At 50.0% G+C, this 24,965-nt stretch carries 18 protein-coding genes and 1 pseudogene; 10 read left to right on the top strand and 9 right to left on the bottom strand.

Annotation, left to right across the window (positions count from 1 at the left end):
* The first annotated feature begins 146 nt into the window (after positions 1-146).
* Positions 147-3,242, top strand: a complete 3,096-nt coding sequence (locus tag ACYVF1_RS10580; protein ID WP_461078414.1) for an amidohydrolase family protein — start codon at positions 147-149, stop codon at positions 3,240-3,242.
* 28 nt (positions 3,243-3,270) lie between these two features.
* Positions 3,271-4,572 carry an amidohydrolase family protein gene (locus ACYVF1_RS10575; protein WP_461078412.1) on the top strand — a complete coding sequence of 434 codons (1,302 nt, stop codon included), beginning with the start codon at positions 3,271-3,273 and terminating at the stop codon, positions 4,570-4,572.
* 61 nt (positions 4,573-4,633) lie between these two features.
* On the opposite strand, the gene ACYVF1_RS10570 is transcribed toward ACYVF1_RS10575, so the two are convergent.
* The 7 genes from ACYVF1_RS10570 to ACYVF1_RS10540 form a co-directional block, all read right to left on the bottom strand.
* Positions 4,634-5,392 carry a LytR/AlgR family response regulator transcription factor gene (locus ACYVF1_RS10570; RefSeq protein ID WP_461078410.1) on the bottom strand — a complete coding sequence of 253 codons (759 nt, stop codon included), beginning with the start codon at positions 5,390-5,392 and terminating at the stop codon, positions 4,634-4,636.
* Between the two features lie 81 nt (positions 5,393-5,473).
* Positions 5,474-6,586, bottom strand: a complete 1,113-nt coding sequence (locus ACYVF1_RS10565; RefSeq protein WP_461078408.1) for a sensor histidine kinase — start codon at positions 6,584-6,586, stop codon at positions 5,474-5,476.
* Between the two features lie 152 nt (positions 6,587-6,738).
* Complete coding sequence (locus ACYVF1_RS10560; RefSeq protein ID WP_461078406.1) at positions 6,739-7,095, bottom strand: T9SS type A sorting domain-containing protein; 357 nt, start codon at positions 7,093-7,095, stop codon at positions 6,739-6,741.
* 213 nt (positions 7,096-7,308) lie between these two features.
* Complete coding sequence (locus ACYVF1_RS10555; RefSeq protein ID WP_461078404.1) at positions 7,309-8,379, bottom strand: peptidoglycan DD-metalloendopeptidase family protein; 1,071 nt, start codon at positions 8,377-8,379, stop codon at positions 7,309-7,311.
* Between the two features lie 87 nt (positions 8,380-8,466).
* Positions 8,467-9,432: a thioredoxin-disulfide reductase gene (gene trxB / locus ACYVF1_RS10550; protein WP_461078402.1), complete on the bottom strand. Its 966-nt coding sequence runs from the start codon at positions 9,430-9,432 to the stop codon at positions 8,467-8,469.
* A gap of 169 nt (positions 9,433-9,601) precedes the next feature.
* The gene (locus ACYVF1_RS10545) at positions 9,602-11,509 is read right to left on the bottom strand and encodes an OmpA family protein (RefSeq protein ID WP_461078400.1); all 1,908 of its coding nucleotides are present in this window, start codon (positions 11,507-11,509) and stop codon (positions 9,602-9,604) included.
* Positions 11,510-11,538: 29 nt separating this feature from the next.
* Positions 11,539-12,189, bottom strand: a complete 651-nt coding sequence (locus ACYVF1_RS10540) for a 7-carboxy-7-deazaguanine synthase QueE (RefSeq protein ID WP_461078398.1) — start codon at positions 12,187-12,189, stop codon at positions 11,539-11,541.
* Between the two features lie 291 nt (positions 12,190-12,480).
* On the opposite strand from ACYVF1_RS10540, the gene hisG reads away from it, so the two are divergent.
* The 8 genes and pseudogenes from hisG to metF all read left to right on the top strand — a co-directional run bounded on the left by hisG (position 12,481) and on the right by metF (position 22,515).
* Positions 12,481-13,341, top strand: coding sequence for an ATP phosphoribosyltransferase (hisG, locus tag ACYVF1_RS10535; RefSeq protein ID WP_461078396.1), 861 nt, complete (start codon positions 12,481-12,483; stop codon positions 13,339-13,341).
* A 124-nt stretch (positions 13,342-13,465) separates the two neighbouring features.
* Positions 13,466-14,755: a histidinol dehydrogenase gene (hisD, locus tag ACYVF1_RS10530; RefSeq protein ID WP_461078394.1), complete on the top strand. Its 1,290-nt coding sequence runs from the start codon at positions 13,466-13,468 to the stop codon at positions 14,753-14,755.
* A 12-nt stretch (positions 14,756-14,767) separates the two neighbouring features.
* Positions 14,768-15,277, top strand: a complete 510-nt coding sequence (locus tag ACYVF1_RS10525; protein ID WP_461078392.1) for a peptide deformylase — start codon at positions 14,768-14,770, stop codon at positions 15,275-15,277.
* A 106-nt stretch (positions 15,278-15,383) separates the two neighbouring features.
* Complete coding sequence (hisC, locus tag ACYVF1_RS10520) at positions 15,384-16,532, top strand: histidinol-phosphate transaminase (RefSeq protein ID WP_461078390.1); 1,149 nt, start codon at positions 15,384-15,386, stop codon at positions 16,530-16,532.
* Between the two features lie 77 nt (positions 16,533-16,609).
* Complete coding sequence (locus ACYVF1_RS10515) at positions 16,610-17,140, top strand: hypothetical protein (protein ID WP_461078388.1); 531 nt, start codon at positions 16,610-16,612, stop codon at positions 17,138-17,140.
* Positions 17,141-17,213: 73 nt separating this feature from the next.
* Positions 17,214-20,579 carry a UvrD-helicase domain-containing protein gene (locus tag ACYVF1_RS10510; protein ID WP_461078386.1) on the top strand — a complete coding sequence of 1,122 codons (3,366 nt, stop codon included), beginning with the start codon at positions 17,214-17,216 and terminating at the stop codon, positions 20,577-20,579.
* A 27-nt stretch (positions 20,580-20,606) separates the two neighbouring features.
* Positions 20,607-21,494 carry a phosphatase PAP2 family protein gene (locus ACYVF1_RS10505; RefSeq protein WP_461078384.1) on the top strand — a complete coding sequence of 296 codons (888 nt, stop codon included), beginning with the start codon at positions 20,607-20,609 and terminating at the stop codon, positions 21,492-21,494.
* A gap of 62 nt (positions 21,495-21,556) precedes the next feature.
* Positions 21,557-22,515: pseudogene (gene metF / locus ACYVF1_RS10500) on the top strand (methylenetetrahydrofolate reductase [NAD(P)H]).
* Between the two features lie 65 nt (positions 22,516-22,580).
* Here the strand turns inward: metF and ACYVF1_RS10495 are convergent.
* Together ACYVF1_RS10495 and rhaT are read right to left on the bottom strand one after the other, a co-directional pair.
* Complete coding sequence (locus ACYVF1_RS10495) at positions 22,581-23,825, bottom strand: cation:proton antiporter (RefSeq protein ID WP_461078382.1); 1,245 nt, start codon at positions 23,823-23,825, stop codon at positions 22,581-22,583.
* 97 nt (positions 23,826-23,922) lie between these two features.
* A complete protein-coding gene (gene rhaT / locus ACYVF1_RS10490) occupies positions 23,923-24,960 on the bottom strand; it encodes an L-rhamnose/proton symporter RhaT (RefSeq protein ID WP_461078380.1) in 1,038 nt (345 codons plus the stop codon).
* Positions 24,961-24,965: the final 5 nt, after the last annotated feature.

Raw genomic sequence — 24,965 nt, 5'->3', positions numbered from 1 at the left:
GTTGATTCATTCGTATACGGGCTTTGCTAAGTTAAATTACTTCTTAGATTCTCCCACTTACCAAAATCTTCTTTGGAGAATGTGCCTATTGGCGCGCTGATTTCTGTATTTTTGATCCTTCACCCAAATCATCAATCAATCACTTCATGCAGAAACATCTCCTGGCTGGACTGTTTGCGCTGTCCATTACTTACACGGCGCGAGCACAGACGACTTTTCCGCAGAACGGCGTTCATGACGAACGACCTGGACTGTATGCTTTTACGAATGCAACCATCATTGTCGACCCGCAAACTACACTTAACAAAGCTACGCTCCTTATCCGCGATGGTCGGGTTGAAGCAGTAGGAACGGCGGTGAGCGTACCCGCAGGTGCCGTAGTGACCGATTTAACCGGAAAACGGATTTATCCCGCCCTGATCGACATCGACTCCGATTATGGAATGCCCGAGGTGACGCGGGCCGCTGGTGGTGGCTTTGGTGGGGGAGGCCGACCACCGCAATACGAATCCAACAAAAAAGGACCCTATTACTGGAACCAGGCCATTCAGCCCGAAAACGACGCCAGCCTGATTTTTAAAGCCAATACGGCCAAAGCCGACGAGTTACGAAAACTAGGGTTTGGTGCCGTACTCACGCATCCGCACGATGGTATCGCCCGCGGTACGGGTGCCCTCGTTACGTTGGCCGACGACCGCGAGAATCTGCTGATGATCAAGTCGAACGCTACGGCGCACTACTCATTCAGCAAAGGCAGTTCGACTCAGCAGTATCCCAACTCCATGATGGGCGTAGTGGCGTTGCTGAGGCAGGCATTTTATGACGCTGATTGGTATAAACGGGCTGGCAATAAAGAGCAATCGAACCTGTCGCTGGATGCATTCAGCCGGATTCAGCCGTTGCCTGCCATTTTTGAAGCCACCGATAAAATGGGCGTTTTACGGGCTGATAAAATTGGTGATGAGTTTGGCGTTCAATACGTTGTCCGCTCGGGTGGAGACGAATACCAGCGTATCGACGAAATAAAAGCGACCAAAGCGGCTCTGATTGTTCCCCTGAATTTTCCGCAACCCTACGACGTAGAAGACCCCTGGGATGCTGACAACGTATCGCTGGCCGAACTGAAGCACTGGGAAATGGCACCCTTGAATGCTGGTCGGCTGGCCAACGCCAACGTATTGTTTGCGATCACCACGGCGGGGCTACGTAACAAAGCCGATTTCTGGGCCAATCTGCGTAGAGCCATCGAAGGCGGTTTGTCTGAACAAAAAGCGCTGGAAGCGCTAACCACCGTTCCGGCGCGGCTGATACGTGCTGAAGATCAGCTCGGTACGTTGCAAAAAGGTCGCCTGGCCAATTTTATCATTACGTCGGGAAACCTGTTCAGCGCCGACAACGTGATTTACGAAAACTGGATGCGCGGCAAACAGCACATTGTTACGAACAAAAACGTAGCGGATTTGCGCGGTACGTGGAATCTGACTATCGGGCAGCAATCGAACCTGAAATTGAACATTACCGGAAAATCGCCCGAAAAGCCTGAATACCAGATTCTTATTGATACGGTAAAAATAACGCCGAAAGTCTCTGTTTCGGGTGATGTTATTTCGATGCAGGTGCAGTTGAATCGACGAAATCCGGCCACAACCCGGCTGACAGGTTACCGCATGGGCACGACCATTAAAGGGGATGGCGAATCGCCTGATGGTAAGGTTATTGCGTGGTCGGCGGTACGTACGGGCGATGCGCCCCAATCGACCTCTGCTACGTCTACCACGGCAGGAAGTTCAACAGCTGCCGTAGCTACGTCGGGAACGGCTACTACGCCCGCAAGCAATACGGCGGCAACGGTTATCTATCCGTTTGTCGGGATGGGCAACGCGCAATTACCCAAATCAGAAAGCATGCTGATTCGGAATGCAACGGTCTGGACCAATGAAAAAGATGGCATTCTGACCAACGCCGACGTACTGGTGACAGGCGGCAAGATTTCGAAAGTAGGGAAGGGACTAACCGCTGGAGCCGACGTGAAAGTAATCGACGGAACGGGTAAGCACCTCACCAACGGCATCATCGACGAACATTCGCACATTGCGCTGCTGTCGATTAATGAAGGTGGACAGTCTAGTTCGGCCGAAGTACGGATGGCTGATGTGATTAATCCCGAAGATATCAATATTTACCGGCAGCTGGCGGGGGGCGTTACTACGTCGCAACTGCTGCATGGCTCGGCCAACTCCATTGGTGGTCAGTCGGCTATCGTGAAACTGAAGTGGGGTGAATCGCCGGAAGGCATGTTGATCAAAGGCGCCGATGGTTTCATCAAGTTTGCATTGGGTGAGAACGTAAAACAAGCCAACTACCCCAACCCGAACGTACTGACGCGTTTCCCGCAGTCGCGGATGGGCGTTGAGCAGGTGTATATGGATCATTTTACGCGGGCGAAAGAATACCTGCGCATGTGGCAGAATTACAATACGTTGAATGTAAAAGCCAAGGGGTTGGCGCAAGCCCCACGTCGGGATATTGAACTGGATGCGCTGGGCGAAATTCTGGAAGGGAAGCGATTCATTACGTGCCATTCCTATGTTCAGTCGGAAATTAACATGCTCATCAAAGTGGCTGATTCACTGGGCTTTAAAGTTAATACGTTCACGCACATTCTGGAGGGTTACAAACTGGCCGATAAGATGGCGAAGCATGGCGCGGGTGGTTCTTCTTTCGCCGACTGGTGGGCGTATAAGATGGAGGTTCACGATGCTATTCCCTACAATGCCGCTCTGATGCACCGTCAGGGCGTAACAGTTTCTATCAATTCTGATGATGCCGAAATGGCCCGTCGGTTGAATCAGGAAGCGGCCAAAACCGTAGAATATGGCGGTGTGACCGAAGAAGATGCCTGGAAAATGGTGACGCTAAATCCAGCGAAACTACTGCACCTCGACAATCGCCTGGGAAGTATTAAAGCCGGTAAAGACGCCGACTTAGTGCTATGGAATGCGCACCCACTGGCGATTTATGCCCGTCCAGAATATACAATAATCGATGGCGCCATTTTCTTCAGCCTGAAAGACGAAGACGCCAAACGCGACGCGATGCATGCTGAAAAAGCCCGGCTGGTTCAGAAGATGCTGAATGCTAAAGCGAGTGGTTCACCTACCGTACGTCCTACATTCCGACGGGCGCGGATGTGGCATTGCGAAGATATTGAGGGTGTTATCGCAGAAGGGGAAGAGAAATAAAGGCTGAAACCTGAAACAGAACGAAGAAATGAAAAATATACTCATACTCGCTGCTTCGCTGGTTTCGCTGACTAGCGTGGCGCAGAATCCGGCTCCGGGAGGGGCGCAGACAAGAACCATTGCTTTAATGGGAGGGACGGTCCACATTGGCAACGGACAGGTGATTCCGAATGGCGTTGTGATCTTTAATAATGGTATCATTACCAACGTAGTAGATGGGACAACGGTCCGGCTTGACCTGACCAACGTAGAGACCATCAACGTATCGGGCAAGCACGTTTATCCGGGGATTATTTCGCCTGCATCGACAGTTGGTTTGCAGGAAATTAGCGCGGTGCGGGCTACGGTCGATAAACAGGAAACTGGTGTTTTGAATCCGAACGTGCGTGCGTTAATTGCCTATAATACTGATTCTGAGATTATTCCTACGATACGTAATAACGGTGTACTCTTCTCGCAGGCCATGCCGCAGGGCGGAACCGTATCTGGAAGTTCGAGCGTCATGATGTCTGATGGCTGGAATTGGGAAGATGCTGTGCTGAAAAAGGACGACGGTATCTGGCTGAACTGGCCGACGTATCTGGCGCGGGAATTTAATTTCGAAGATTTCTCGTCGGTCGTCCGGAAAAACGAACGGCGCGCGCAGGCTATCGAAGTGTTACGTACTACGTTCACCGAGGCCAAAGCGTACGCAGCGCTAACCAATCCGATGCCGATGAACCTCAAGCTGGAATCGATGAAAGGATTATTTACGGGAAAGCAGAATCTTTATGTCCGGGCCGATTACGGTAAAGACATCATCGAGGCCGTTACGTTCGCCAAGTCGCTGGCCATACCGAACGTAGTGATTGTAGGTGGTGAAGAAGCCAATCGAGTGGTTGGGTTCCTGAAAGAAAATAACGTACCCGTGATTCTGAGCGCGTTGCATCGGCTACCCAATCGCGAGGACGAAGACGTTGACTTACCGTATCGGATGCCGGGGATTCTGCAAAAAGCGGGTGTACTCGTGGCACTAAGCTACGCCGACGAGTGGTGGCGGACCCGCAACTTACCGTTTCTGGCGGGTACAGCCGCTGGCTTTGGTATAACGGACAAAGAAGAAGCGCTTAAACTCGTTACGTCGAATACGGCGAAAATTCTGGGTATCGATAAAATGGTCGGTACGTTAGAAAAAGGTAAACACGCTACGTTGTTTGTTTCGGCGGGCGACGCGCTGGATATGCGCACCAACGTAGTGGAACATGCTTTTATACAGGGCCGTAAAGTAAATCTGGACGACCGGCACAAACGATTGTACAAGCAGTACAAGGATAAATACGAGCAGAAATAACAAAAGTGTTTACGAAGTACATCACGAATGCCATTCCGTTAAGGAGTGGCATTCGTTTTTGTTAGCGGCCCAGCCAGTCTTTAAAATCGGATAGACGGCTCAGGCTAACGAATACTTCCTGGCGCGTAATAGGCTGTAAATCAAGTTTTAGCTTGCCCGCGGAATACGTATGAATCGTTTGTATAGCCGAACGGGCAACCAGAAATTGCCGATTGGCCCGGAAAAATTGCGACGGATTTAACAGACCTGCCAGCTGATCGAGACTGTATTCGAGGGGTAAAAACTGATTGTCTCGGGTCATCAGAAACGTAGCTTTTTCTTCGGAATAGAAATAAGCGATGTCGGCGGTTTCGACGCTTCGTATTTTTGTGCCGATACTGATCATAAAGCGCTCTTTAAAAGGCGATTCACGAAATTGCTGCATCACTTGTAGCAATTGGGTTAGATCAGGGCTGGCGGCAACACTACGTAGCGTTTTCCATTTTATCAGGGCGGTTTCCAGTTCCTCTTCGTCGACGGGTTTTAGCAGATAATCGATACTGTTGACCTTAAACGCCTTGATCATATACTCGTCGTAGGCGGTCGTGAAAATAATTGGAGTAGTTAAGTGGATTTGCTCAAAAATAGTGAAAGCCAGTCCATCTTCCAGGTGAATATCCATCATGATCAAATCCGGCGTAGGGTGTTGCGACAGCCACGTAACGGACTCCCGCACCGACGGTAGCTGAGCCAGAATGTGGATGCTGGGATCATATTTTTTGAGCATCCGTTCGAGGTGCCGCGCCGAACGGGCTTCATCTTCAATAATCAGAACAGTCATGATTTAAAGAGCGAAAGAATGAAAGAGCGAAAGAGTGAATGAGCGAATAATTTCGCATCAGCTATTCACTCTTTCGCTCTTTCATTCATTTAATAACGGTATTTTGACGATGAATGAACCTGACTCTTCTCCGTAATGAATGGTACGATCGGTTAGGAGTGCATAGCGATTCTTAATATTTTGGAGCCCTACACCCGTAGATGGCTCGGGCTGGTCGCGTGGCTGAACAGGATTTTCTACCACCAGCCAGTCATCCTGCGTGTAAATACGTACCATGAGCCGCTCCTGAAGCGACATTCGGTTGTGTTTCACCGCATTTTCAACGAGTAACTGAAGCGTTAGTGGCGCAATCCGACACTGAAGCTGGCTTTCCTGCGATACATCGATAATTACTTCAAACTTGTTCTCGAAGCGAATCTGGAGCAGAAACGTATACGCTTTGATGAAGTCCAGTTCCGTTTTCAGCAGAACCAGATCCTGATTACGTTGATCCAGAATATAACGATACGCTTTTGATAATCGCTTGATAAACTGCTCGGAAAGATCAACATCTTCATGTATCAGTGAGGTCAGAATACTTAAGCTATTAAACAAAAAATGTGGACTAAGCTGATGTTTCAGGGCTTCGAACTGGCTAAGCAGGGCTTCTTTTTCCAAACGCTCGGCTTTCAGCTGCACATCTTTCAGTTGCTGAAAGGCCCGCAAATTGATGGTCAGGTAAAAGGCCGATAGCATAATTACGATCGAGAGTACGTTATTGGCTCTCTTCATGTAGGCCAGTACGTCTGGGCTAAACGGCGAATTATGTGATTTATGGGCCGTCGAAGGACCAAAATAATCCACTAAAAACGCTATACCACCCAGAATCTGGTGAAGCACCTGCGTAAAGAGAACAGAAAGCGCCAGCGCAATGAGAAACGTGAACAGAAACGATTTTCCGCTAAATCCCATCAATACGTCTCTGCCGAACAGACGGGACAATTGCCATTGGCACCAGTCCGTCGCTGTGATTCCAACGTAGTAAAGGCCGAGGTTGATAAGGGCAAAAACCGCAAAGAAGGGAATAGCTCGGGATATGGAAGACCAGTTACGCGCCGAATCGGGTAGATTGACGTAAAGCAGTAACGGTGAAAAAAGCCCCAATAAATACAGGGCAATTTGCCATTTCTGCCTGAAAGTAAGTCGATTATGCATGATTCGGTTTGACCTACGAAACGGTAAAGCTACTTCTAGTCTGTTGCCTATAAAGGAAAGCATTACGTTCCTTTTGGCTACTATGTGATTTTAAACGTAGAAACCGGTGGCTAACCGGTTTCTACGTTCGAGAACAAATTCAATGCACGAGATTATTCCTGCATCAGGAAGCTCTCGTTGGGAGCGGCCTGAACAACAAAGGTTTTCGTCACTGTTTGGTCGCCCGTTTTCAGCACCAGTTGATACGTTCCCATGCTCAGGTTTGAAAAATCAAAGGACTGGCTAAGCCCTTTTTGTAGCGATACGTTCGAATTGTAAATCTCCTGACCGTTTGCGTCCCGAATTGCCAGCTTACCTTTGGCCTGAAGTGGCTGAACGTATAGTTTTAGTTTATGATCGGTTGTCATGACGACACGCGTTTCAGAGGCAGAAGGTTGATTCGTTGAAGGAGTGGCGAACGATACAGTTCCGGCGATCAGTCCCAGCATCAGTGTAAGTACTTTTTTCATGGCTTGTTTTATTTCGTTGTTTGTTTATCTCGTTGTTTAGTGAGACAAAGTTGCAATGGACATAACAAGCCTGAAAATCAAAGGCGACGAACGTTGGAATTGACCGGATAACTGTAGATTTTCAGGGGATGACTAATTGATGGCTCGGGATAGCAGCCAAAAAAAATCCCGAAAGTTCGCACCTTCGGGATCATATAGGCAGAGAATCAATACTTAATGCACACGCAACTTTTGCCCCGGTCGAAGGCGCGAGCCTGACATGTGGTTTTTACGTTTCAACGAAGATACCGACATACCGTAGCGGTCGGCAATGGAGCTAAGTGTTTCGCCGGAACGTACCCGATGCAATACGGTCCGTTTAAGCCGTGGTCTTGACGAACCTTCTGACGATGACGAACGCCCACCCCGTAAATAATCCCAAACGGAACTTGTCAACAGAAAGTGGTCAGAATTAATGCTATTTTCTGGGAAAGAATAAATATTCAGGGGGCTAAACGGATTTCCTTCGTAACGGGTTTCGAAGTGAAGATGTGCGCCAAAACTGCGTCCTGTATTTCCGCCCAACCCGAGTTGGTCGCCAGCTTTAACGAGCTGACCATTTTCAACGGTTTGCTTCGACATGTGCCCGTAGAGCGTTTCCAGGCCATTATAATGGCGAACCAATACGTAGCGGCCATACCCGTTGCCATCCCAGCCTACTACGCGCACGATGCCATCGAAAGCAGAATAAATAGGAGTTCCGGTTTCAAGATCGAGGTCGGTTCCGGTGTGCCAGCGACCCCAGCGATACCCAAAATTAGACGTCATTTTACCAACATCGAGCGGAGCTGACCAATATCGGTTTGCCGGTGGGTCATACAACTTGATGTCGATCGCTTCATCGAATTCGAGGGCATTGATGTTGTAGGGGTCAATGGTATGTGAATCCCAAACGGCGTAGTAATCAGCGATTTTAACCCATTCCGTGCCTATAAGTACAGAATCTACGACTTCAACTACGCTGGTTTCGCCCTGGTCAATCTGGCTGGTGTCTTCGCTGACTACGGGGTTCAGCTCTTTTTTGGGTTCAAACTGACTGTTGAAACGTAGCTGTGTTGGTTCCTGTTCAAACTGCTCGTCCGCTTTTTGCGGTTGTTGAACCGTCGGTGCATTCGGTTTTTCCTCATTTTTGGGTGTAATCCGCAGGTTATTTTTAAATCGCCCGCGCTCCTGCGCCTGTGTTGGCAATGCCAGAAACAGGCAACACCCAATGGCTAGCAGCCACTGTGTAGCGGTTTTTCTCATCACAGGTATAGACGAGTTCCAGGTTTCAGGCTGGCTGACGCGAAAACCGACCGGTGGTCAGCCTGAAACTTAGAACGGATTAATAGCTTAAATTTCTTCAGCCTGCATTTCCAGCGTAACCAGATAACGCTCGGCATCAAGGGCGGCCATACAGCCTGTACCAGCAGCCGTAATCGCCTGCCGATACACATTATCCTGCGCATCACCACAGGCAAATACGCCCGGTACGTTGGTGCGGGTGCTACCTTTTTCGACGATGATATAGCCATTATCGTCAAGCTCAAGGTAATCCCGGAAAATTCCTGTATTCGGTGTATGACCGATGGCCACAAAAAAGCCCGTTACGTCCAGAATACGTTCTTCGCCGGTTTGGGTGTCTTTTATTCGAACGCCGTTAACGCCTTCGTCGCCCAGTACTTCTTCCGTAACGGTATTATACAGGATTTCAATATTAGGAGCTGTTTGCACACGTTTCTGCATGAACTGCGACGCCCGCATCTCATCGCGACGTACCAGCATATACACTTTCCGGCAAAGATTGGCCAGATAACTGGCTTCTTCGGCGGCCGTATCGCCGGCACCAACAATCGCTACGTCCTGGCCCCGGAAGAAGAAACCATCACAAACAGCACAGGCCGATACGCCCAGGCCGTTGAGTCGCATCTCGGAGGGTAAGCCAAGCCATTTGGCCGAAGCGCCCGTCGAAATAATTATAGAATCAGCGGTGATTTCATGTTTATCGTCAACAATGGCCCGGTGCGGATTGTCGTGGCTGGGCTGATCGACGAATTGTACGCTGGTAATCAGGCCATACCGAATATCGGTCCCGAACCGACGCGCCTGCGCTTCCAAATCCTGCATCATCTGCGGACCTTGAACGCCATCGGGATAGCCCGGAAAATTATCGACTTCGTTGGTGATGGTGAGTTGCCCGCCGGGCTGACCGCCCTGATACAGAACGGGATTCATATTCGCACGCGATGCGTAAATGGCCGCTGTGTAACCGGCTGGGCCAGAGCCTATAATCAAGCACTTAACGTGTTCGGATGTCATTGCAGAGAAACGAAGCAAAATGAAAAAATACCCCCTGCCTATACTTTGCTGGACGAGGGTATTCTGACAACATACACAAAATTGAAAAAAATCCCGCAGGAAAGCAAAAGAGCGAAACCATCCGGATGACATTCGCTCTTTCACCATTCACTCGTTCGCTCTTTGAAACTTACAACACCCGCCACTCGATACGTCGGTTCAGGCGTCGGTTTTCTTCAGTAGTGTTGGGAGCTACGGGTTTGGTTTTGCCATAACCGACCGCTTTTATTCGAGTTGCGGCAATGCCGGCTTTAGTAAGGTATGCCGCTACAGACTGAGCTCGTTTTTGTGAAAGTGCCTGATTCGCAGTTGCGTCCCCTTTATCGTCGGTATGCCCTGCAATTTCAACGGTTAGGGTTGGGTTAGCCTGTAAAAAGGCAGACAGGCGATCAAGTTCAGTACGTGACTTTTCCGCCAGATCATAGCGGCCTGATTCAAAAAATAAATTATTGAGTATTTCATTCGCCGACGTACCAGCCGCTACCGATTCCAGCGGTATGCTTAGCGACATGCCGTCGCCTTTGGTTTTCTGGGTGAAATCAAACGACAGGCTTTTGAAAAGATAGCCTGGCACACTTACGTAGAGCGCGTATTCGCCACCGCTCGGTAATACAGCCGTATATTGACCCGTCTGAGTGTCTGCTTGTACACGAGAGACTACCTGGTTGGTTTTTAGATCAATAAGCTCAACGGTACCTGCTAAAGGCTTTTTAGTTTTAGCGTCCGCGACAACCCCTTTTAAGTAGCTGACCGGTTTAACGCGCTCACGTAACGTTTCGGGTAAATCGAAGGTGTATAGCCGTGATTTCTGCGAAACGCCATCTTTCTGCTCTTCAAACGAGTAATAGGCCCGTGTACCGTTGGCCGCAACAAACAGGGAAGCCTGATCTTCTGACGTATTGATGGGGTAACCTAGATTACTAGGTGTCGACCAACCCGAAGCGCCGTAATCAGCCACAAATAAGTCGTAACCACCCATGCCAACATGGCCCTCAGAAGCAAAAAACAGGCTTTGTCCATTAGCATGAATGAAAGGTGAGGCTTCATTGAAAGGCGTATTAACCGGCTCACCCAGATTAGTCGGTTCGGCCCAGTTTCCATCGGCACCAAGGTCGCTCTGCCAGATATCGCGCTGACCTTTGCCGCCGGGTCGGTCGGAAATAAAATACAATCGACGGCCATCTGCCGACAACGCGGGCTGTGATTCGTAATAACGCGTATTGATAATCTGACCTAAATTTTCTGGGCTCGACCAGTCGCTGCCCGTCTTATGGCTTACGTATAAATCGCAGCTACCGAAACCTTTACGTCCCTGGCAAGCCGTAAAAACGATGGTACGTCCGTCGGCAGAGAGACTGGCAGTGCCTTCATTATCAGGCGTATTGATGCCCGGCGACAACGAAACCGGGGGCGACCATATTTCACCATTGAACGTGGCAACCATCAGATCCTCATCGCCTTCGGGTTTGAGCGCCGTAAAAACAAGTGTCTGTTCATCCGCTGTCAGCACAGGAAAATACTGCGAAGGCGTCGTTTGCAAGACCGACGAAATAGGTTTGGGGTCAACAGCCTGCGGGTTTTTCATAGCCTCCTGGCCGAAACGCGCGGTGGCCAGTTGACGATTAATCCGTTTTACCTGAGCCGATTGTGGCGGGAATAACGTCTGGTATTTTTCGAGATATGGGAGTGCATCGCCGTAACGACCCAACCGAAGAAGAATCGTACTCAGCGACTGATAAGCCGCTGCCGCTGCCGGACTGTCGGGCTGCAACTGAATGGCGTCTCGGTAGGCTGCAATGGCCGGATCAAACCTTTTCGTGAATTCGTAAAGCTGGCCGAGTTTTAGATGGGCATCTAAAAAGCCAGGGTCTTGCTTAACCGCTTGTTCCATAAACGGAATGGCTTCACCCGCTTTCCGCTCTCCGAACAATTTTATGGACTGCGCATAAAGCTCTTTTGCTTTAGAACTCTGGGCGTAGGACGAAGGTGTAATGAATACTGTACAATGAATAATGAGAATGAATGCACGAATTGTCATGCATTTTGCATTATATATCACACATTCGCTTATGGAATGTCCATGTACTTGTGTGTCTGCAACGAAATTTGCCATTGCGGATTATTTTTTACGTAATCAACGATGCGAGGTAGCATTTCATTGGAACGACTCCACTCAGTTTGCAAAAAGAGTTTGCAATCGGGACGTAAAAAGGGCACAAATGACTCCGCAAAGGCGAAATCGGACGTATTATAAATGATAACTTTTAATTCGTCGGCCTTCTCGAAAATAGCCGGATTCGGCTTTTTAAACTTTTTGGGCGAGAAACAAATCCAGTCCCACGACCCCGTAACCGCTTCACAAACGCCCGACGTTTCAATGTTCGTGCGGAAACCAGCATTTTGCAGCGTCTGAGTCAATTCAGTTAAATCGTGCATGAGCGGTTCGCCACCCGTTACGACAGCCATCCGCCCCGGATAACGTAACGCCCCATCGACGATTGCATCAATGGACAGTTTCGGATGAATCTCGGCATCCCACGATTCTTTTACGTCGCACCAATGGCAACCCACATCGCAGCCACCCAGCCGAATAAAATAAGCCGCCCGGCCCGTATGGGCTCCCTCGCCCTGAAGTGTGTAAAACGCTTCCATAACCGGCAGCGTAGCGGTTGACGCTGATTCTATGTTTATCGGATGTTGTTTCTGTTCCAGTACCATAGTACAAAGATACGCACTGCGAATGATGAAAAAACGAAAGTGTGAATGAGTGATGGCGCTGGAAATTCACTCGTTCGCTATTTTGCTCTTTCTTTTTGCCTATCTTCGCGCCATGATTTCAAAACGGGCTACACATTCTCCCTTCCGACATTGGCACCATCATCGTGCCTGATACGTTCATACGTCGGCATTTACCCGTTTTCTCTATTTTTGCCCTGATTTTCCAAACCACAGCTTAGTTTTCCTCTGGAGTATGAAATCGTTCATACATCCTACATCATCCATCAAGTAATGTCTTCTCTATTACGTATTGCCCTGCAAAAATCGGGTCGGTTGAGCGAAGATTCGTATCAACTGTTTAAAGAGTGCGGTATCCGTTTCGACTACGGCACTGGTAAACTCAAATCCATCTCGTCGAATTTTCCGGCCGAATTTTTATTTCTGCGTGATGACGATATTCCAGGCTACGTAGAGGATGGCGTAGCGGATTTAGGTATTGTTGGCGAGAACGTAGCGGTAGAGATGGGCCGTAATGTAAAGACGATTCATAAGCTTGGTTTCTCGAAATGCCGCCTGTCAATTGCCATTCTGCGCGGTACGGAGTGGACAGGCGTTCAGAGTCTGGAAGGAAAGAATATCGCTACGTCCTATCCTAACCTACTCGGAAATTATCTAGCCGGAGAAGGGGTAAAGGCGCATATTCACGAAATCAGTGGGTCGGTTGAAATTGCGCCGAGTATTGGACTGGCTGAAGCCGTCTGCGACATTGTTAGTTCTGGTAGTACGTTACTAAGCAACGGTTTGAAAGAAGTGGAAACCATTTTCCGCTCCGAAGCCATCCTGATTGCTCGCCCCGAACTCGATGCTGAGAAACAGACATTAGCCGATAAACTGCTGTTCCGAATTAAAGCGGTACAGGTCGCCAAGAATAATAAATATATTGTCCTGAACGCACCAAATCACGCGCTGGATCTGATTACGTCCCTATTACCCGGTATGAAGAGTCCGACTGTAACGCCATTGGCTACAGAAGGCTGGAGTTCCGTGCATTCGGTATTAAACGAAAATGAGTTTTGGGAAAACATAGAAGCCATCCGGGCCGCCGGTGCCGAAGGAATTCTGGTTATACCCATTGAGAAAATGATATATTAAAAAAAGAGCGAAAGAATGAAACCGGGCCGCCGGAGCGGAGCGAATAGCTCACGCAAGTTACTCTGCCGGATGGCTTCGCTCTTCTGCTCTTTCGCCCTTTCGCTCTTTGAAACGGCTCTTTATTATGAACATCATCCCTTTTCCGCAACGTAGTGAGTGGTCTGCCCTGCTGTCTCGGCCGGTGCAGGCAACCGAACAGATTGAAGCCGCCGTAGCGCCGATTCTGGCGCAGGTAAGAGCCGGGGGCGATGCGGCTCTGGTTGAGCTAACTCGAAAGTTCGATAAACTGGACGTAACAGCCAGTGGACTGGAAGTGAACGTAGCGGAACTTGATGCCGCCGAAAACCAACTCAGTGATACGTTAAAAATGGCCATTCGGCAGGCGTATCAGAATATTCGCCTGTTTCACGAACGGCAGAAGCAGCCAGTCGAGAAAATTGAAACCATGCCCGGCGTTACGTGCTGGCGGAAAAGTGTAGGCATCGACAAAGTTGGACTTTACATTCCGGGCGGTACGGCTCCGTTGTTCAGTACGGTGCTGATGCTCGGCATTCCTGCGCAACTGGCAGGCTGCCGCGAGATCATCCTGTGCACCCCCAGCGACCATCCGGCCATCTACTTTGCGGCCAAACTGGTGGGGGTCACCCGCGTATTTCGGATCGGCGGGGCACAGGCAATCGCAGCAATGGCCTACGGAACGGAGTCGGTGCCGCAGGTGTACAAAATCTTCGGTCCGGGCAATCAATACGTAACGGCGGCCAAGATGCTGGTGGCTAAAGAAGGCGTAGCGATTGACATGCCAGCCGGTCCCAGCGAAGTTGCCATTTATGCCGACGACTCAGCAGTGCCAGCCTTTGTGGCTGCTGACTTACTTTCGCAGGCCGAACATGGTGTCGATAGTCAGGTACTACTTGTTTCGACCAGTAAAACACTACTTAACAGTGTTAACCTGACGTTAACGACGCAATTAAGCCGATTGCCCCGCCAGGCTATGGCAGCGGAAGCGTTGAAAAACAGCAAAATGATTCTGCTTGATAAACAAGACGATGTACTGGATTTGATAAATCAATACGCTGCCGAGCACCTGATTTTGAGCGTCGAAAATGCAGAAGCGGTTTCTGAACGTATCACGAACGCTGGTTCTATCTTTCTCGGCAATTATACACCCGAATCGGCGGGTGATTACGCGTCGGGCACGAATCATACATTGCCAACCAACGGATTCGCTCGAGCGTACAGTGGCGTATCACTAGACAGTTTTGTGAAGAAAATCACAGTTCAGCATATCACGCCTGAGGGTTTACAGCAACTCGGTCCGGTCGTGGAAGCAATGGCCGAAGCCGAATCGCTCGACGCTCATAAACGAGCCGTAAGCCTGCGGCTGGCGAGTTTAGAGGAAGAAAATTTGGCCTGATTTCCTGTCCCTATGAAACATCTCGCCGACCTATTACTCTTGGGTGATCCTCGTTTATACGAAACCTGCGAACCTGTGCAGGAAAGCGAACTTCCGCTCGTGACGGGCTGGGTAGCCGATCTGCACAACGTAATGGAGGAGATCCGGACAACGTATCAGTTTGGGCGTGGTATTGCTGCTCCACAACTGGGTATTATGAAGCGGCTGATTTACCTCAACATCGGCAAACCACAAGTGATTATCAATCCCGAAATTGTAACCTACAGTGATAGCATGGCCGAACTCTGGGACGATTGCATGAGCTTCCCAAACCTGTTGGTACGTGTCCAACGCCATCGCAGCCTGACGCTAACGTATCGCGATGAACACTGGCAACCGCATACCTGGAACGTAACGGATTGGGGATTATCAGAGCTGATTCAGCATGAATACGACCACCTGAACGGCGTTTTGTGTACCATGCGCGCCATTGACGACCAATCGTTTCAATGGCGGCCTACGCCAAAAGCGAACGTAGCATAGTTGCTTAACTAAATGGGTTGTAAACATCATGCTTTTTCTCAGAAGTTAAAATAATGGCTATCGAACCAATTGAGTTCGATGCCCGGTTCTTTCAGAAATTAAACCAATGCAGTCATTCAATCTACGTAACATTCTTCGTTCGCACATTTTGTCGCTAACGCCATATTCTTCGGCCCGCGATGAGTATACTGGTACCATCGGTGTATTTTTAGATGCCAACGAAAACCCATTCGGCTCAGCCATTGCGACCGAACGTAGTACCGATGCCGATTACAACCGCTACCCCGATCCGCATCAGTGGGCCATTAAAGAGAAACTGGCACCGATTAAAGGCGTACGAACATCTCAGATTTTCCTGGGCAACGGTTCCGACGAACCCATTGACCTGCTGGTACGGGCTACGTGTATCCCCGGCGAGGACAATATTCTGATTATGCCGCCCACTTACGGCATGTACGAAGTGTCGGCGTCGATCAATGATGTTCAGATTGTTAAAGTGCCTTTAACGCCAGATTTTCAGGTTGATACGTCGGCGGTACTGGCAGCTATAACCGAAAAAACGAAACTTATCTGGCTGTGCTCGCCCAATAATCCATCGGGGAACCTCTTGCAGCGGGAAGCCATACGTAGCATTCTCGAAGCCGCCGATCATTCGCTGGTCATTGTGGACGAAGCCTATATTGATTTTGCCGATACGTTGTCCTGGACTACCGAACTCGATACGTACCCGAATCTGGTGGTTCTGCAAACCTTTTCTAAGGCTTGGGGACTAGCCGCGCTACGTCTGGGTATGTGCTTTGCGTCCGAAGAACTGATTCAGGTGCTGAATAAAATCAAGCCACCTTATAACATTTCGGCACCAACCCAGCAACTGGCCCTGAAAGCGCTGGACAATGAAGCCGAGAAGAACGAAATGGTGGCGCAAATTCTGGAGCAACGGCGTCAGCTGGCCGAAAAACTGCGTTCTTTGCCGTCGGTGCGGGCTATTCACCCGTCCGATGCCAATTTTCTGCTGGTGCAGTTCGATCAGGCAAAAGACGTTTTTGAGCACCTGATTGAGCAGCAAGTGATTGTGCGCGATCGTTCGAAAGTTATCCTTTGCGCGGATTGTCTGCGGATTTCCGTCGGTACGTCGGACGAGAACGAGCGATTGATGAACGTACTGCAAACCATGAGCAATGTACCAGTAACGGGCGAGTTGCCATTGGCGTCCGGCGAAGACGCATCGAAGCCTGAGTTGGTGTCGAACGCTTAGTTTTTTGTAACAAAGAATAAAACTTCATGTTACGAAAACGGAGATTGCCAGTCTGAGGAAGACAAATTATCTAGTTTATGAAAAAAACGTATGTGGCCGTTTTTGGGGCTATTCTGGGATTACTGCTCTTTTCCGATGTTGCGTTAGCGCAGTACAATAACTGGTCGGTAGGGTTCCGGATTGGGGAACCGGCGGGTGCAAACATTCGCAAATATTTTGGCGGAAACCATGCCTTTGACCTGAACATCGGTACGTATGGTGGCATATACGGAACCCGTCGTAGCTATGGCTCAGGGGTCTATAAAAGTGTTGGACTTACGATTCAGGGACATTATATCTGGCATCTGGCGCTCACCAAAAGTGAGAGCGTTCGGGTGTATTATGGTTTTGGCGGACAGGTAAATACGCGCCGTTTTTATCCGCCAAGGCTAAATGGTGAATATGAAAATGCGCTTTCTCTTGGAGCCTCTGGTGTAGGAGGGGTAGAGGTGTTTCCGGCGAGTAAACCGTATTCGTTCTTTCTGGAAACCGGCGGCTACGTCGAACTGCTCCAGGCGCCTTTTTTTCTGAATCTAAATACAGGACTTGGGCTTCGGTATAATTTTTAAAAGCAACGGGCAAAGGTAGTGAGGCTAGGGGTACCCGGTCTGTCCGCTGCCTTTCCCGCTGCCCTTTTCTTCCATGTTCAAGATCTATAGTTCTTCGGCTGGGTCGGGCAAAACGTACACACTCACGAAAGAGTACCTCAAACTGGCGCTCCAGCCGGGTGTGTACGACGATTATTTCCGGCATATTCTGGCGGTTACGTTTACCAACGCAGCCGCCAACGAAATGAAAGAGCGGATTTTGAAAACGCTTTCCAGGATTAAGCGTAATGACGAGGATAATGTTGACGATGAGGTTACTGACACCAAAGCGCTGGGTTTGCTCAACGAATTAGTGAGCGAATTATATGGGGATAGCCCCGGCACAGATTCTTTTGAGATTCACAAACGAGAAGTGCGCCAGAAAGCGGCTTCCGTGTTCAAAGTTATTCTGCATCACTACGCCGATTTCAGCGTAACGACCATCGACTCTTTTACTCAACGTGTAGTAGCGGCTTTCACCGACGAGCTGGGATTGCCCTATTCGTTTGAGGTTGAGCTGGAAACAGACGAAGTGCTTGAGCTGGCCATCGATAACCTCATCGAAAAGGCGGGTACGGACGAGATGGAGGAAATCACGACCATCCTGAGCGAGTACTATACCCACGCGGCCACCGAAGGTAAAAGTTGGAATCAACTGCCCGAACTACTTCGTGAATTTGGTCGTAACCTCACCTCCGACCAGTTTTATCAGGCTGTGAATGCCGCGCAGGAGCTGTCGCCCAGCGCGTTACGAATGATTCGAACGCAATTGCTCGCGCACAACCAACAGGTCGAAGTTGATATTACAGCGCAGGGCCAACGAGCCTGGAAACGGATTGCCGATGCGGGCCTGGATGAAGGTGATTTCGCATATGGGAACTCAGGCGTAGGTGGATACCTGCGGGCGATAGCCGAGGGAAATACGGGCAAAGAACCGGGTGCCCGTGTCAGTAACGCGGTTGAGAAAGGCGATTGGTATGGTAAGAAAACGCCCATGCCAGTTCAGGGGATGATCGACGCCATGACCGATGAACTGAGCGATTGTATCCGCCAGATTCAGGCCATTCGTGACGAACGGGGGCAGCAGGTGGCGTTGTTCGACTGTCTGTTGCCGCACTTGCAGAAACTGGCCCTGCTGAAGCAGATGCGAATCGAGTTCGACGATCTGCTGCGGAAGGATGGACGCGTTCACATTTCAGAATTTAACAAGAAAATCCTGACTATTGTATCGACGGAGCCGGTACCGTTTCTGTATGAGCGATTGGGCACGCGATACAACCACATACTGATCGATGAGTTTCAGGATACGTCCCGATTGCAGTTTGCCAACCTGCTGCCGCTGATCGAGAATGCGCTGGCTGGCAACCATTTTAACCTCGCCGTGGGTGATGGCAAGCAGGCTATTTACCGGTTCCGGGGGGGCGATATGGATCAGATTGTAGCGCTTCATCGGAAAGAACTTGACAGTCTGAAAATAGCCCATAATCCCACGTCCTGGACCGCCGACCGCATTGATATGCTCGATGGTCATCTGACGCCCGATGTTCTGAATACCAACTGGCGCAGTGCCAAGCCCATTGTAAATTTCAACAATAACTTCTTTGAGTATACGGCCCGGCAGTTTGAGAGTCATCACCCCAAACTAGCCGATGTATTCGATGCCCAGCAGCAATTCCATCAACAGCCGCAACCCGATGCCCGCCCAAATGGTCATGTGCAGATTGATTTTGTGGCGAACGGTGAAGAAGCAGAAAAGGATTTAACCACCCAGATGCTTGACACCACGCTTGCGCATCTGCGAAAATCGCTGGCCGATGGCTACCGGTTCGGCGACATAGCGATTCTGTGCCGCAAAAAATCCCATGCTCGAAAGCTGGCTAACGAGTTGCATAAAGAGCAAATTCCGCTCGTTTCAGCCGATTCCCTCTCGCTGGAGTTTTCGGAACCCGTAAAATGGATCATTACCCTCATGCGGCTGCTTCAGCGACCCGACCAGCGGCTGCTACGTTATGAGTTGCTGTATCTGTTCCATCGGGTTGTGCGCGGGATCTTTCCCGACGATGAATTGACCGAAACGCTGCGTCGGACCGCTGAAACCGCCGACATCTCGGCTATGTATGACTACCTGACCGCAGAAGGTTTTTCCGTCGATCCGTACGAGTTAGGTCAGTTGAATCCGTATGAATTGGCCGAACGGCTGACCGCTCAGTTTGGCTTATTTCGGCAGGCTGAACATAATCCGTTTCTGTTCCGGTTTCTCGATGAGGTTTTGGCTTTCAATCACAAACGTAGCGGCCACCTGAGCGATTTTCTGTTGTATTGGGAAGGCGTTCAGGAGAAAGTGTCGGTGGAGGGGAGTATTCGCAATGCCGTAACGATCGAGACAATCCATAAATCGAAAGGTCGTGAATTTCCGGTCGTTATCATTCCGTTTGCCAACTGGCGGGTAGAACCCATCAACGATAGTACAATCTGGCTCGATCTGACTGATATTCAATCCGATGCCCTGTCACACGTAGCAGGGCCCGGTCACACGACCCGGCTTATGTCGGCTCCGTCGAATACAACCAGTAAACTACGTAACACAGCGGTGGCCGCTCAGTATGAGGAAGAAATGACGCGGACGTTTATCGAAAACATGAACCTCCTCTACGTTGCCTTTACCCGCCCAACCGACCGGCTTTACGTGATCGCAAAATCGTCGGATTTTGGGAAAGGAATCAATCAAAAGGACGTGAGTTACTGGCTGCACGCCTTTCTGCGGGGGAGTGAAGCGGCTCAGAAATGCGGCTGCGCCTGGGAAGAGGGACGTAGCAGTTACGAAATCAGCCTCTGTACCGATGCGGGAACGCAGGAAAAACACAGCGATACGTTAGACGAGATTGTTCTGGACGACATTGTTAGCGGCCACCGGGGGCAGGATTTGCAGCTCCGTCGGCTGGCCGACCGAATGTTCGACGTAACGACTTTTGAACAAACCCGCGAACGAGACCGTAAACTATGCGCGGCCTTAAGCCTGATTAAAGGACCCGAAAGTATTGACAGCAGCTTGCGACGACTGCTGAGCGAGGGGTTGATACGTCAGGCAGAGCAGATTGAACTCAGAAAACATTTACTCAATATCGTGACGCATCCGGCGTTGGCCCCTTTGTTCGACGCTACGCTACGTATTGATACCGACCGCAACATTCTGAGCAGCCGGCGAATTCATGGAGCGCCACATCGGGTCGTTCATTTCCCGGAGGGTCAGATTGTGCTGGTCCAATATGAAGCGGCTGCAGCTTACGGCAGGGAACAGTCTGAAGATCAAGCAGCTTCGTTGCGCTACTTTACAAATCTATACCGCGAAATGGGCTTCTCCGAAGTTGAAGGACGGCTGGTATTGCTAGCCGAGGAACCTGAAGTAATTCGGGTGGTATGATTTGTGTAGACTATTGACTAATGTAAAATGAATAATGAACGTGTGGAGATGATAAAAATTTGTGAACGTAGTTGGAAAAAAGTCCTGAAGAAACGTAATGTCACCACATTTTTTATTCTCCATTTTGCCTTATTCATAACCCCATCTTTCGCCCAGGCTCCCTACGAACTTCGCACGGGTCGCGAATTGACCCTGTTGGGGGCGGGGGGTGCTACGTTAGGCGGCTCTTTCGCGCTTTCGCATACCATCGACCCCCTTACTCCGGCAGAAATTAACGTATTGAAACGATCTGACGTGAACTCGTTCGATCAGAAAGCGACGTTTCACTGGTCGACGACGGCCGATAAACTCAGCGACGTAACGCTGGCAGGCACCATTGGGTTAACCGGGCTATTGACGCTGGGCACGAAACCCATGCGGCAGGATTTAAAAACGGTGGCTGTGATGTACGTAGAAACCATGCTGCTGACAAATGGGGTGAAAGGAATTGTGAAAGCCGTCACGCAACGTACTCGCCCGTTCGTATACAACCCCGATGCGCCACTGGCCGATAAACTCGAGCGGGATGCCCGACAGTCGTTTTTTTCGGGCCACGCAGCCAATGCCTTTGCCACGGCCGTTTTCACAAGCGAAGTGTTCCGACACTACTTCCCACAGTCGAAGCTGAAGCCGGTTGTCTGGGTAGGTTCGCTTGGACTGGCGACGGCCACGGCGGTGCTACGGTACGAGGGGGGATTGCATTATCCGTCTGATTTACTGGCTGGTGCCGCGTTTGGTACGTTGGTAGGGTGGGGTATTCCGAAGCTTCACGAAGTCAAAAACAAGACGGCGCTGGGCCAACGGCTCGACATTCAGCCGTGGAGCAGCGGAACGGCCAACGGAATCTATGTTCAGTTGTCTGTGTTCTCGCGGTAAGTTTTCCGCTTTTTCGGGTGTTGCTACGTAGTGAAAATGAACGTAGTACTCCGTTTTCAGAAATGACCAAAATTACCGATCACATTAAGGCCGCCAACGGCAAACCGATTTTTTCGATAGAAGTTATTCCCCCCATCAAAGGCGACAACCTGAAAAGCCTGCTCGGTAATATTGAGCCGTTGATGGAGTTCAAGCCCCCGTTCATCGACGTAACGTATCACCGCGAAGAATACATTGAACGACCGCTTCCCGATGGCACTATTCAGAAAATTGTGACGCGCAAACGGCCCGGTACGGTCGGAATCTGTTCCGCCATCATGCACCGTTTCGGAGTTGATCCGGTGCCCCACGTGCTCTGTGGCGGCTTCACCCGCGAAGAAACCGAAGATTTTCTGATTGATTTACATTACCTCGGTATCGACAATACGCTGGTGCTACGTGGTGATCCGGCTAAGCCATTTACTACGTTTAAAGCGAAAGAAAACGGCTACACCTACGCCAGCGAACTGGTGGAACAGGTTGCCAACATGAATCGAGGAATCTACCTGCACGAAGAAGATACGGCGTTGGCGCCCAGTAATTTCTGTATTGGCGTGGCCGCTTATCCCGAGAAACATTTCGAAGCCGCTAACCACGATATTGACTTCCACTACCTGAAGCAAAAAGTTGAACTGGGGCCGATTACATTGTGACGCAGATGTTTTTCGACAATAAGAAATACCTGGACTTTGTCGAGCGGTGTCGTCAGCACGGCATCATGGTGCCCATCATTCCGGGGCTGAAACCGTTAAGTACCCGCAAGCAATTGCAAATTCTCCCGAAGCTGTTTCATTTGGAAATGCCCGCCGATCTGGTAAAAGCCGTTGACGCCTGTGAAAACGATCAGCAGGCCCGGCAAGTAGGGGTGGAGTGGTGCGTCCAACAAGGCCGCGAACTGATCGATGCGGGGGCACCCGTACTCCATTTTTATACCATGGGTAAGTCCGACAATGTCATGAAAATTGCGCGCGAGTTGTTTTAAAGCCCCACGAGTTACGCCGGTTCTGTGCCGTTTTTACCAGAAAACGTCCCTAAATGCCCTTATTTTTATCTACCTGACGGATAGAGTCGCCGGATGAGCCGCTCCATCGTCAGCCCCTGCCCGATAACGGAGAATAGCACAACAGCGTACGTAATAGTCACCAGAAAATCTTTGTGCGGCAACGTATCGTCAATCGATAGCGCCATTGCAATCGACAAACCGCCCCGTAAACCACCCCAGGTTAGCATGAGCGGGGCTTTGTTGTCGAGGTCCAGCCAACGGTGGGCCAGCGTGAAGGGTATCAGAATGGAGACGTAACGCGCCAGCAGCACCAGCAGAATAACCAGTACGTAGATGGTCCATTGAGTGATGTGAAAATTGATGAGAACCAATTCGATCCCTATCATTACGAATAAAACGGCGTTCAGAATGACATCGACAAGTTCCCAGAATTTATCGACGTAATCTTCGCTTGTCTCGCTCATGACGTCGCGTTTTCGGTCGCCCACCAGCAGCCCGGCCACAACCATTGCCAGCGGACCTGAAATGTGCAGCTGCTGTGCCAGTAAATAGCCACCCATTGCGCCTGCCACTGTAATCAATACTTCCGTTTGATAGTGGTTAATTGACCGGACGAGCCCATACATTCCGTAACCAAGCGCTAGTCCGAACAGCATACCGCCACCCGCTTCTTTCATAAAAAGCCAGGCTACCTCGCCTGCACTGACAACCTCAGGGCCTTGTTGTACCAACTGATAAATCGAGGCAAACATGACCACACCCACGCCATCGTTGAACAGCGATTCGCCGACAATATTGATTTTGACATTTTCGGGTAAGTCGAATTTCGCCAGAATACTCAGTACGGCGATTGGATCGGTGGGCGAAATCAGAGCGCCGAACAGGAGGCACAGCGTATATGATAAGCCGAACCCCAGCTCATTAGCAACGTAGTAAAGGCCCGTTCCGACGAGAAACGTACTGATAATGACACCCACGAATGCAAATAGCATTACAGAACGGCGTTCGATACGTAGCAACGTTGCGTCGGTGTGGAAGGCCCCGGCAAAGAGCAGGAAACTCAGCATTACGTCGAACAAAATACGTCCGAAATCAATCTGGGCGATGTTCTGACGAACGTATTGAAACCAGGCCGGATGTAAGCCATTTAAGCTGATGAGCGCCAGAGAAATCACCAGCGATAAAACCATCACACCAATGGTATCCGGCAATTTCAGAAAGCGTGTATTGAGGTACATAAACAGAGCTGCACCAACAATCAGCAACGTAATCAGGCTAAATAGACTCATAAATGATAAGCAATGAACGATGCGTGATGAATTATGGCCGAAAGTTAGCTAGACAAAATTCATTACTTATCACGCATCGTTCATTGCCTATCACTATTTATGCGGCCAGGTAGTTTCCGATGCCGACGATAACGGTTGACAGCACGACCGTCAGGATGCCCAGCGTAATGGTTCGCATGGTGGCCTTGTTGGCGCCTTTCCATTCGTGGAGAAACAGGCCCCACATGCTGCTGAAGGCAATAATAAACGCCATGTGGAGCGTCCAGCCCGAGAAGCGATACTCACCCATTTTACTGTCGCCCATGCCGTAGAAGAAAAATTGAAAATACCAGGTAAATCCGGCCAGGGCGCAGAAGATGATATTGGCTACAATGGGGGTAGAAAAGTTCGTGTAGTCAGTATACGTGCGGTTTTTGATATTGAGATAAATCGTCCAGATGGCGTTGGTTGTTAATCCGCCCAGAAGAATAATGACCAGCGCGGCATTGTTCATGTACAACGGGTCAGCGCCAGCCTTTACTGCCAGTTCGGCAATGGGTTGTCCGGCCGTTTGTCCGAAGGCGAAACAAGCGCTCATCACGCCCGAAAAAATCGCGACCATCAGTCCTTTCCGGATGTCAAACTCCGCAATAACCGCCTTTTTCTGCTCTTCGGATAAGGTACGTTCTTTCATCATACCGGCGACTCCGCAGATGGAAATGCCTAATACACAAACGGCTAGCCCCAGAATAATCACCTGGCCCGAAGTTGTACTGATCAGCTCACCAAACTGGCCCTGGTAAATAGGCGGCACCAGCGTTCCGAAAAAAGCACATAGCCCCAACGTAACAGCCATGCCCAGCGACAGACCCAGATAGCGCATAGCCAGCCCAAAAGTTAATCCGCCAAAACCCCATAAAACACCCCAGAAATAGACCCACCAGAGCGTATCAGAAGGCGACTGTTTCAATACGTCGAACAAATGAGGAACGGTCAGCGTACCGAGTATGAGTGGAGCTGCTATCCAGGAGAACAGCCCACCGATGAACCAGTAACTTTCCCAGGACCACCCGCGAACTTTTTTGTAGGGTAAATAAAAACTGCCAGATGCAAAACCGCCCAGCGCATGTAGAATAACTCCCCAGATAACTGCCACCTTTT

It is taken from the genome of Spirosoma flavus (genome assembly GCF_054778555.1).
The sequence above is the reverse complement of the archived record's forward strand: the minus strand, read 5'-3'. Positions and strand labels throughout refer to the sequence as shown.

What these genes read in the sequence shown, in the direction of transcription:
- ACYVF1_RS10495 (WP_461078382.1), bottom strand. Translation starts at nt 23,825, where the DNA reads ATGAGTCTATTTAGCCTGATTACGTTGCTGATTGTTGGTGCAGCTCTG.
- trxB (WP_461078402.1), bottom strand. Translation starts at nt 9,432, where the DNA reads ATGACATCCGAACACGTTAAGTGCTTGATTATAGGCTCTGGCCCAGCC.
- hisD (WP_461078394.1), top strand. Translation starts at nt 13,466, where the DNA reads ATGAACATCATCCCTTTTCCGCAACGTAGTGAGTGGTCTGCCCTGCTG.
- ACYVF1_RS10580 (WP_461078414.1), top strand. Translation starts at nt 147, where the DNA reads ATGCAGAAACATCTCCTGGCTGGACTGTTTGCGCTGTCCATTACTTAC.
- hisG (WP_461078396.1), top strand. Translation starts at nt 12,481, where the DNA reads ATGTCTTCTCTATTACGTATTGCCCTGCAAAAATCGGGTCGGTTGAGC.
- ACYVF1_RS10575 (WP_461078412.1), top strand. Translation starts at nt 3,271, where the DNA reads ATGAAAAATATACTCATACTCGCTGCTTCGCTGGTTTCGCTGACTAGC.
- ACYVF1_RS10545 (WP_461078400.1), bottom strand. Translation starts at nt 11,509, where the DNA reads ATGACAATTCGTGCATTCATTCTCATTATTCATTGTACAGTATTCATT.
- ACYVF1_RS10555 (WP_461078404.1), bottom strand. Translation starts at nt 8,379, where the DNA reads ATGAGAAAAACCGCTACACAGTGGCTGCTAGCCATTGGGTGTTGCCTG.
- hisC (WP_461078390.1), top strand. Translation starts at nt 15,384, where the DNA reads ATGCAGTCATTCAATCTACGTAACATTCTTCGTTCGCACATTTTGTCG.
- ACYVF1_RS10510 (WP_461078386.1), top strand. Translation starts at nt 17,214, where the DNA reads ATGTTCAAGATCTATAGTTCTTCGGCTGGGTCGGGCAAAACGTACACA.
- ACYVF1_RS10540 (WP_461078398.1), bottom strand. Translation starts at nt 12,189, where the DNA reads ATGGTACTGGAACAGAAACAACATCCGATAAACATAGAATCAGCGTCA.
- ACYVF1_RS10515 (WP_461078388.1), top strand. Translation starts at nt 16,610, where the DNA reads ATGAAAAAAACGTATGTGGCCGTTTTTGGGGCTATTCTGGGATTACTG.
- ACYVF1_RS10525 (WP_461078392.1), top strand. Translation starts at nt 14,768, where the DNA reads ATGAAACATCTCGCCGACCTATTACTCTTGGGTGATCCTCGTTTATAC.
- ACYVF1_RS10565 (WP_461078408.1), bottom strand. Translation starts at nt 6,586, where the DNA reads ATGCATAATCGACTTACTTTCAGGCAGAAATGGCAAATTGCCCTGTAT.
- ACYVF1_RS10505 (WP_461078384.1), top strand. Translation starts at nt 20,607, where the DNA reads ATGAATAATGAACGTGTGGAGATGATAAAAATTTGTGAACGTAGTTGG.
- ACYVF1_RS10560 (WP_461078406.1), bottom strand. Translation starts at nt 7,095, where the DNA reads ATGAAAAAAGTACTTACACTGATGCTGGGACTGATCGCCGGAACTGTA.
- ACYVF1_RS10570 (WP_461078410.1), bottom strand. Translation starts at nt 5,392, where the DNA reads ATGACTGTTCTGATTATTGAAGATGAAGCCCGTTCGGCGCGGCACCTC.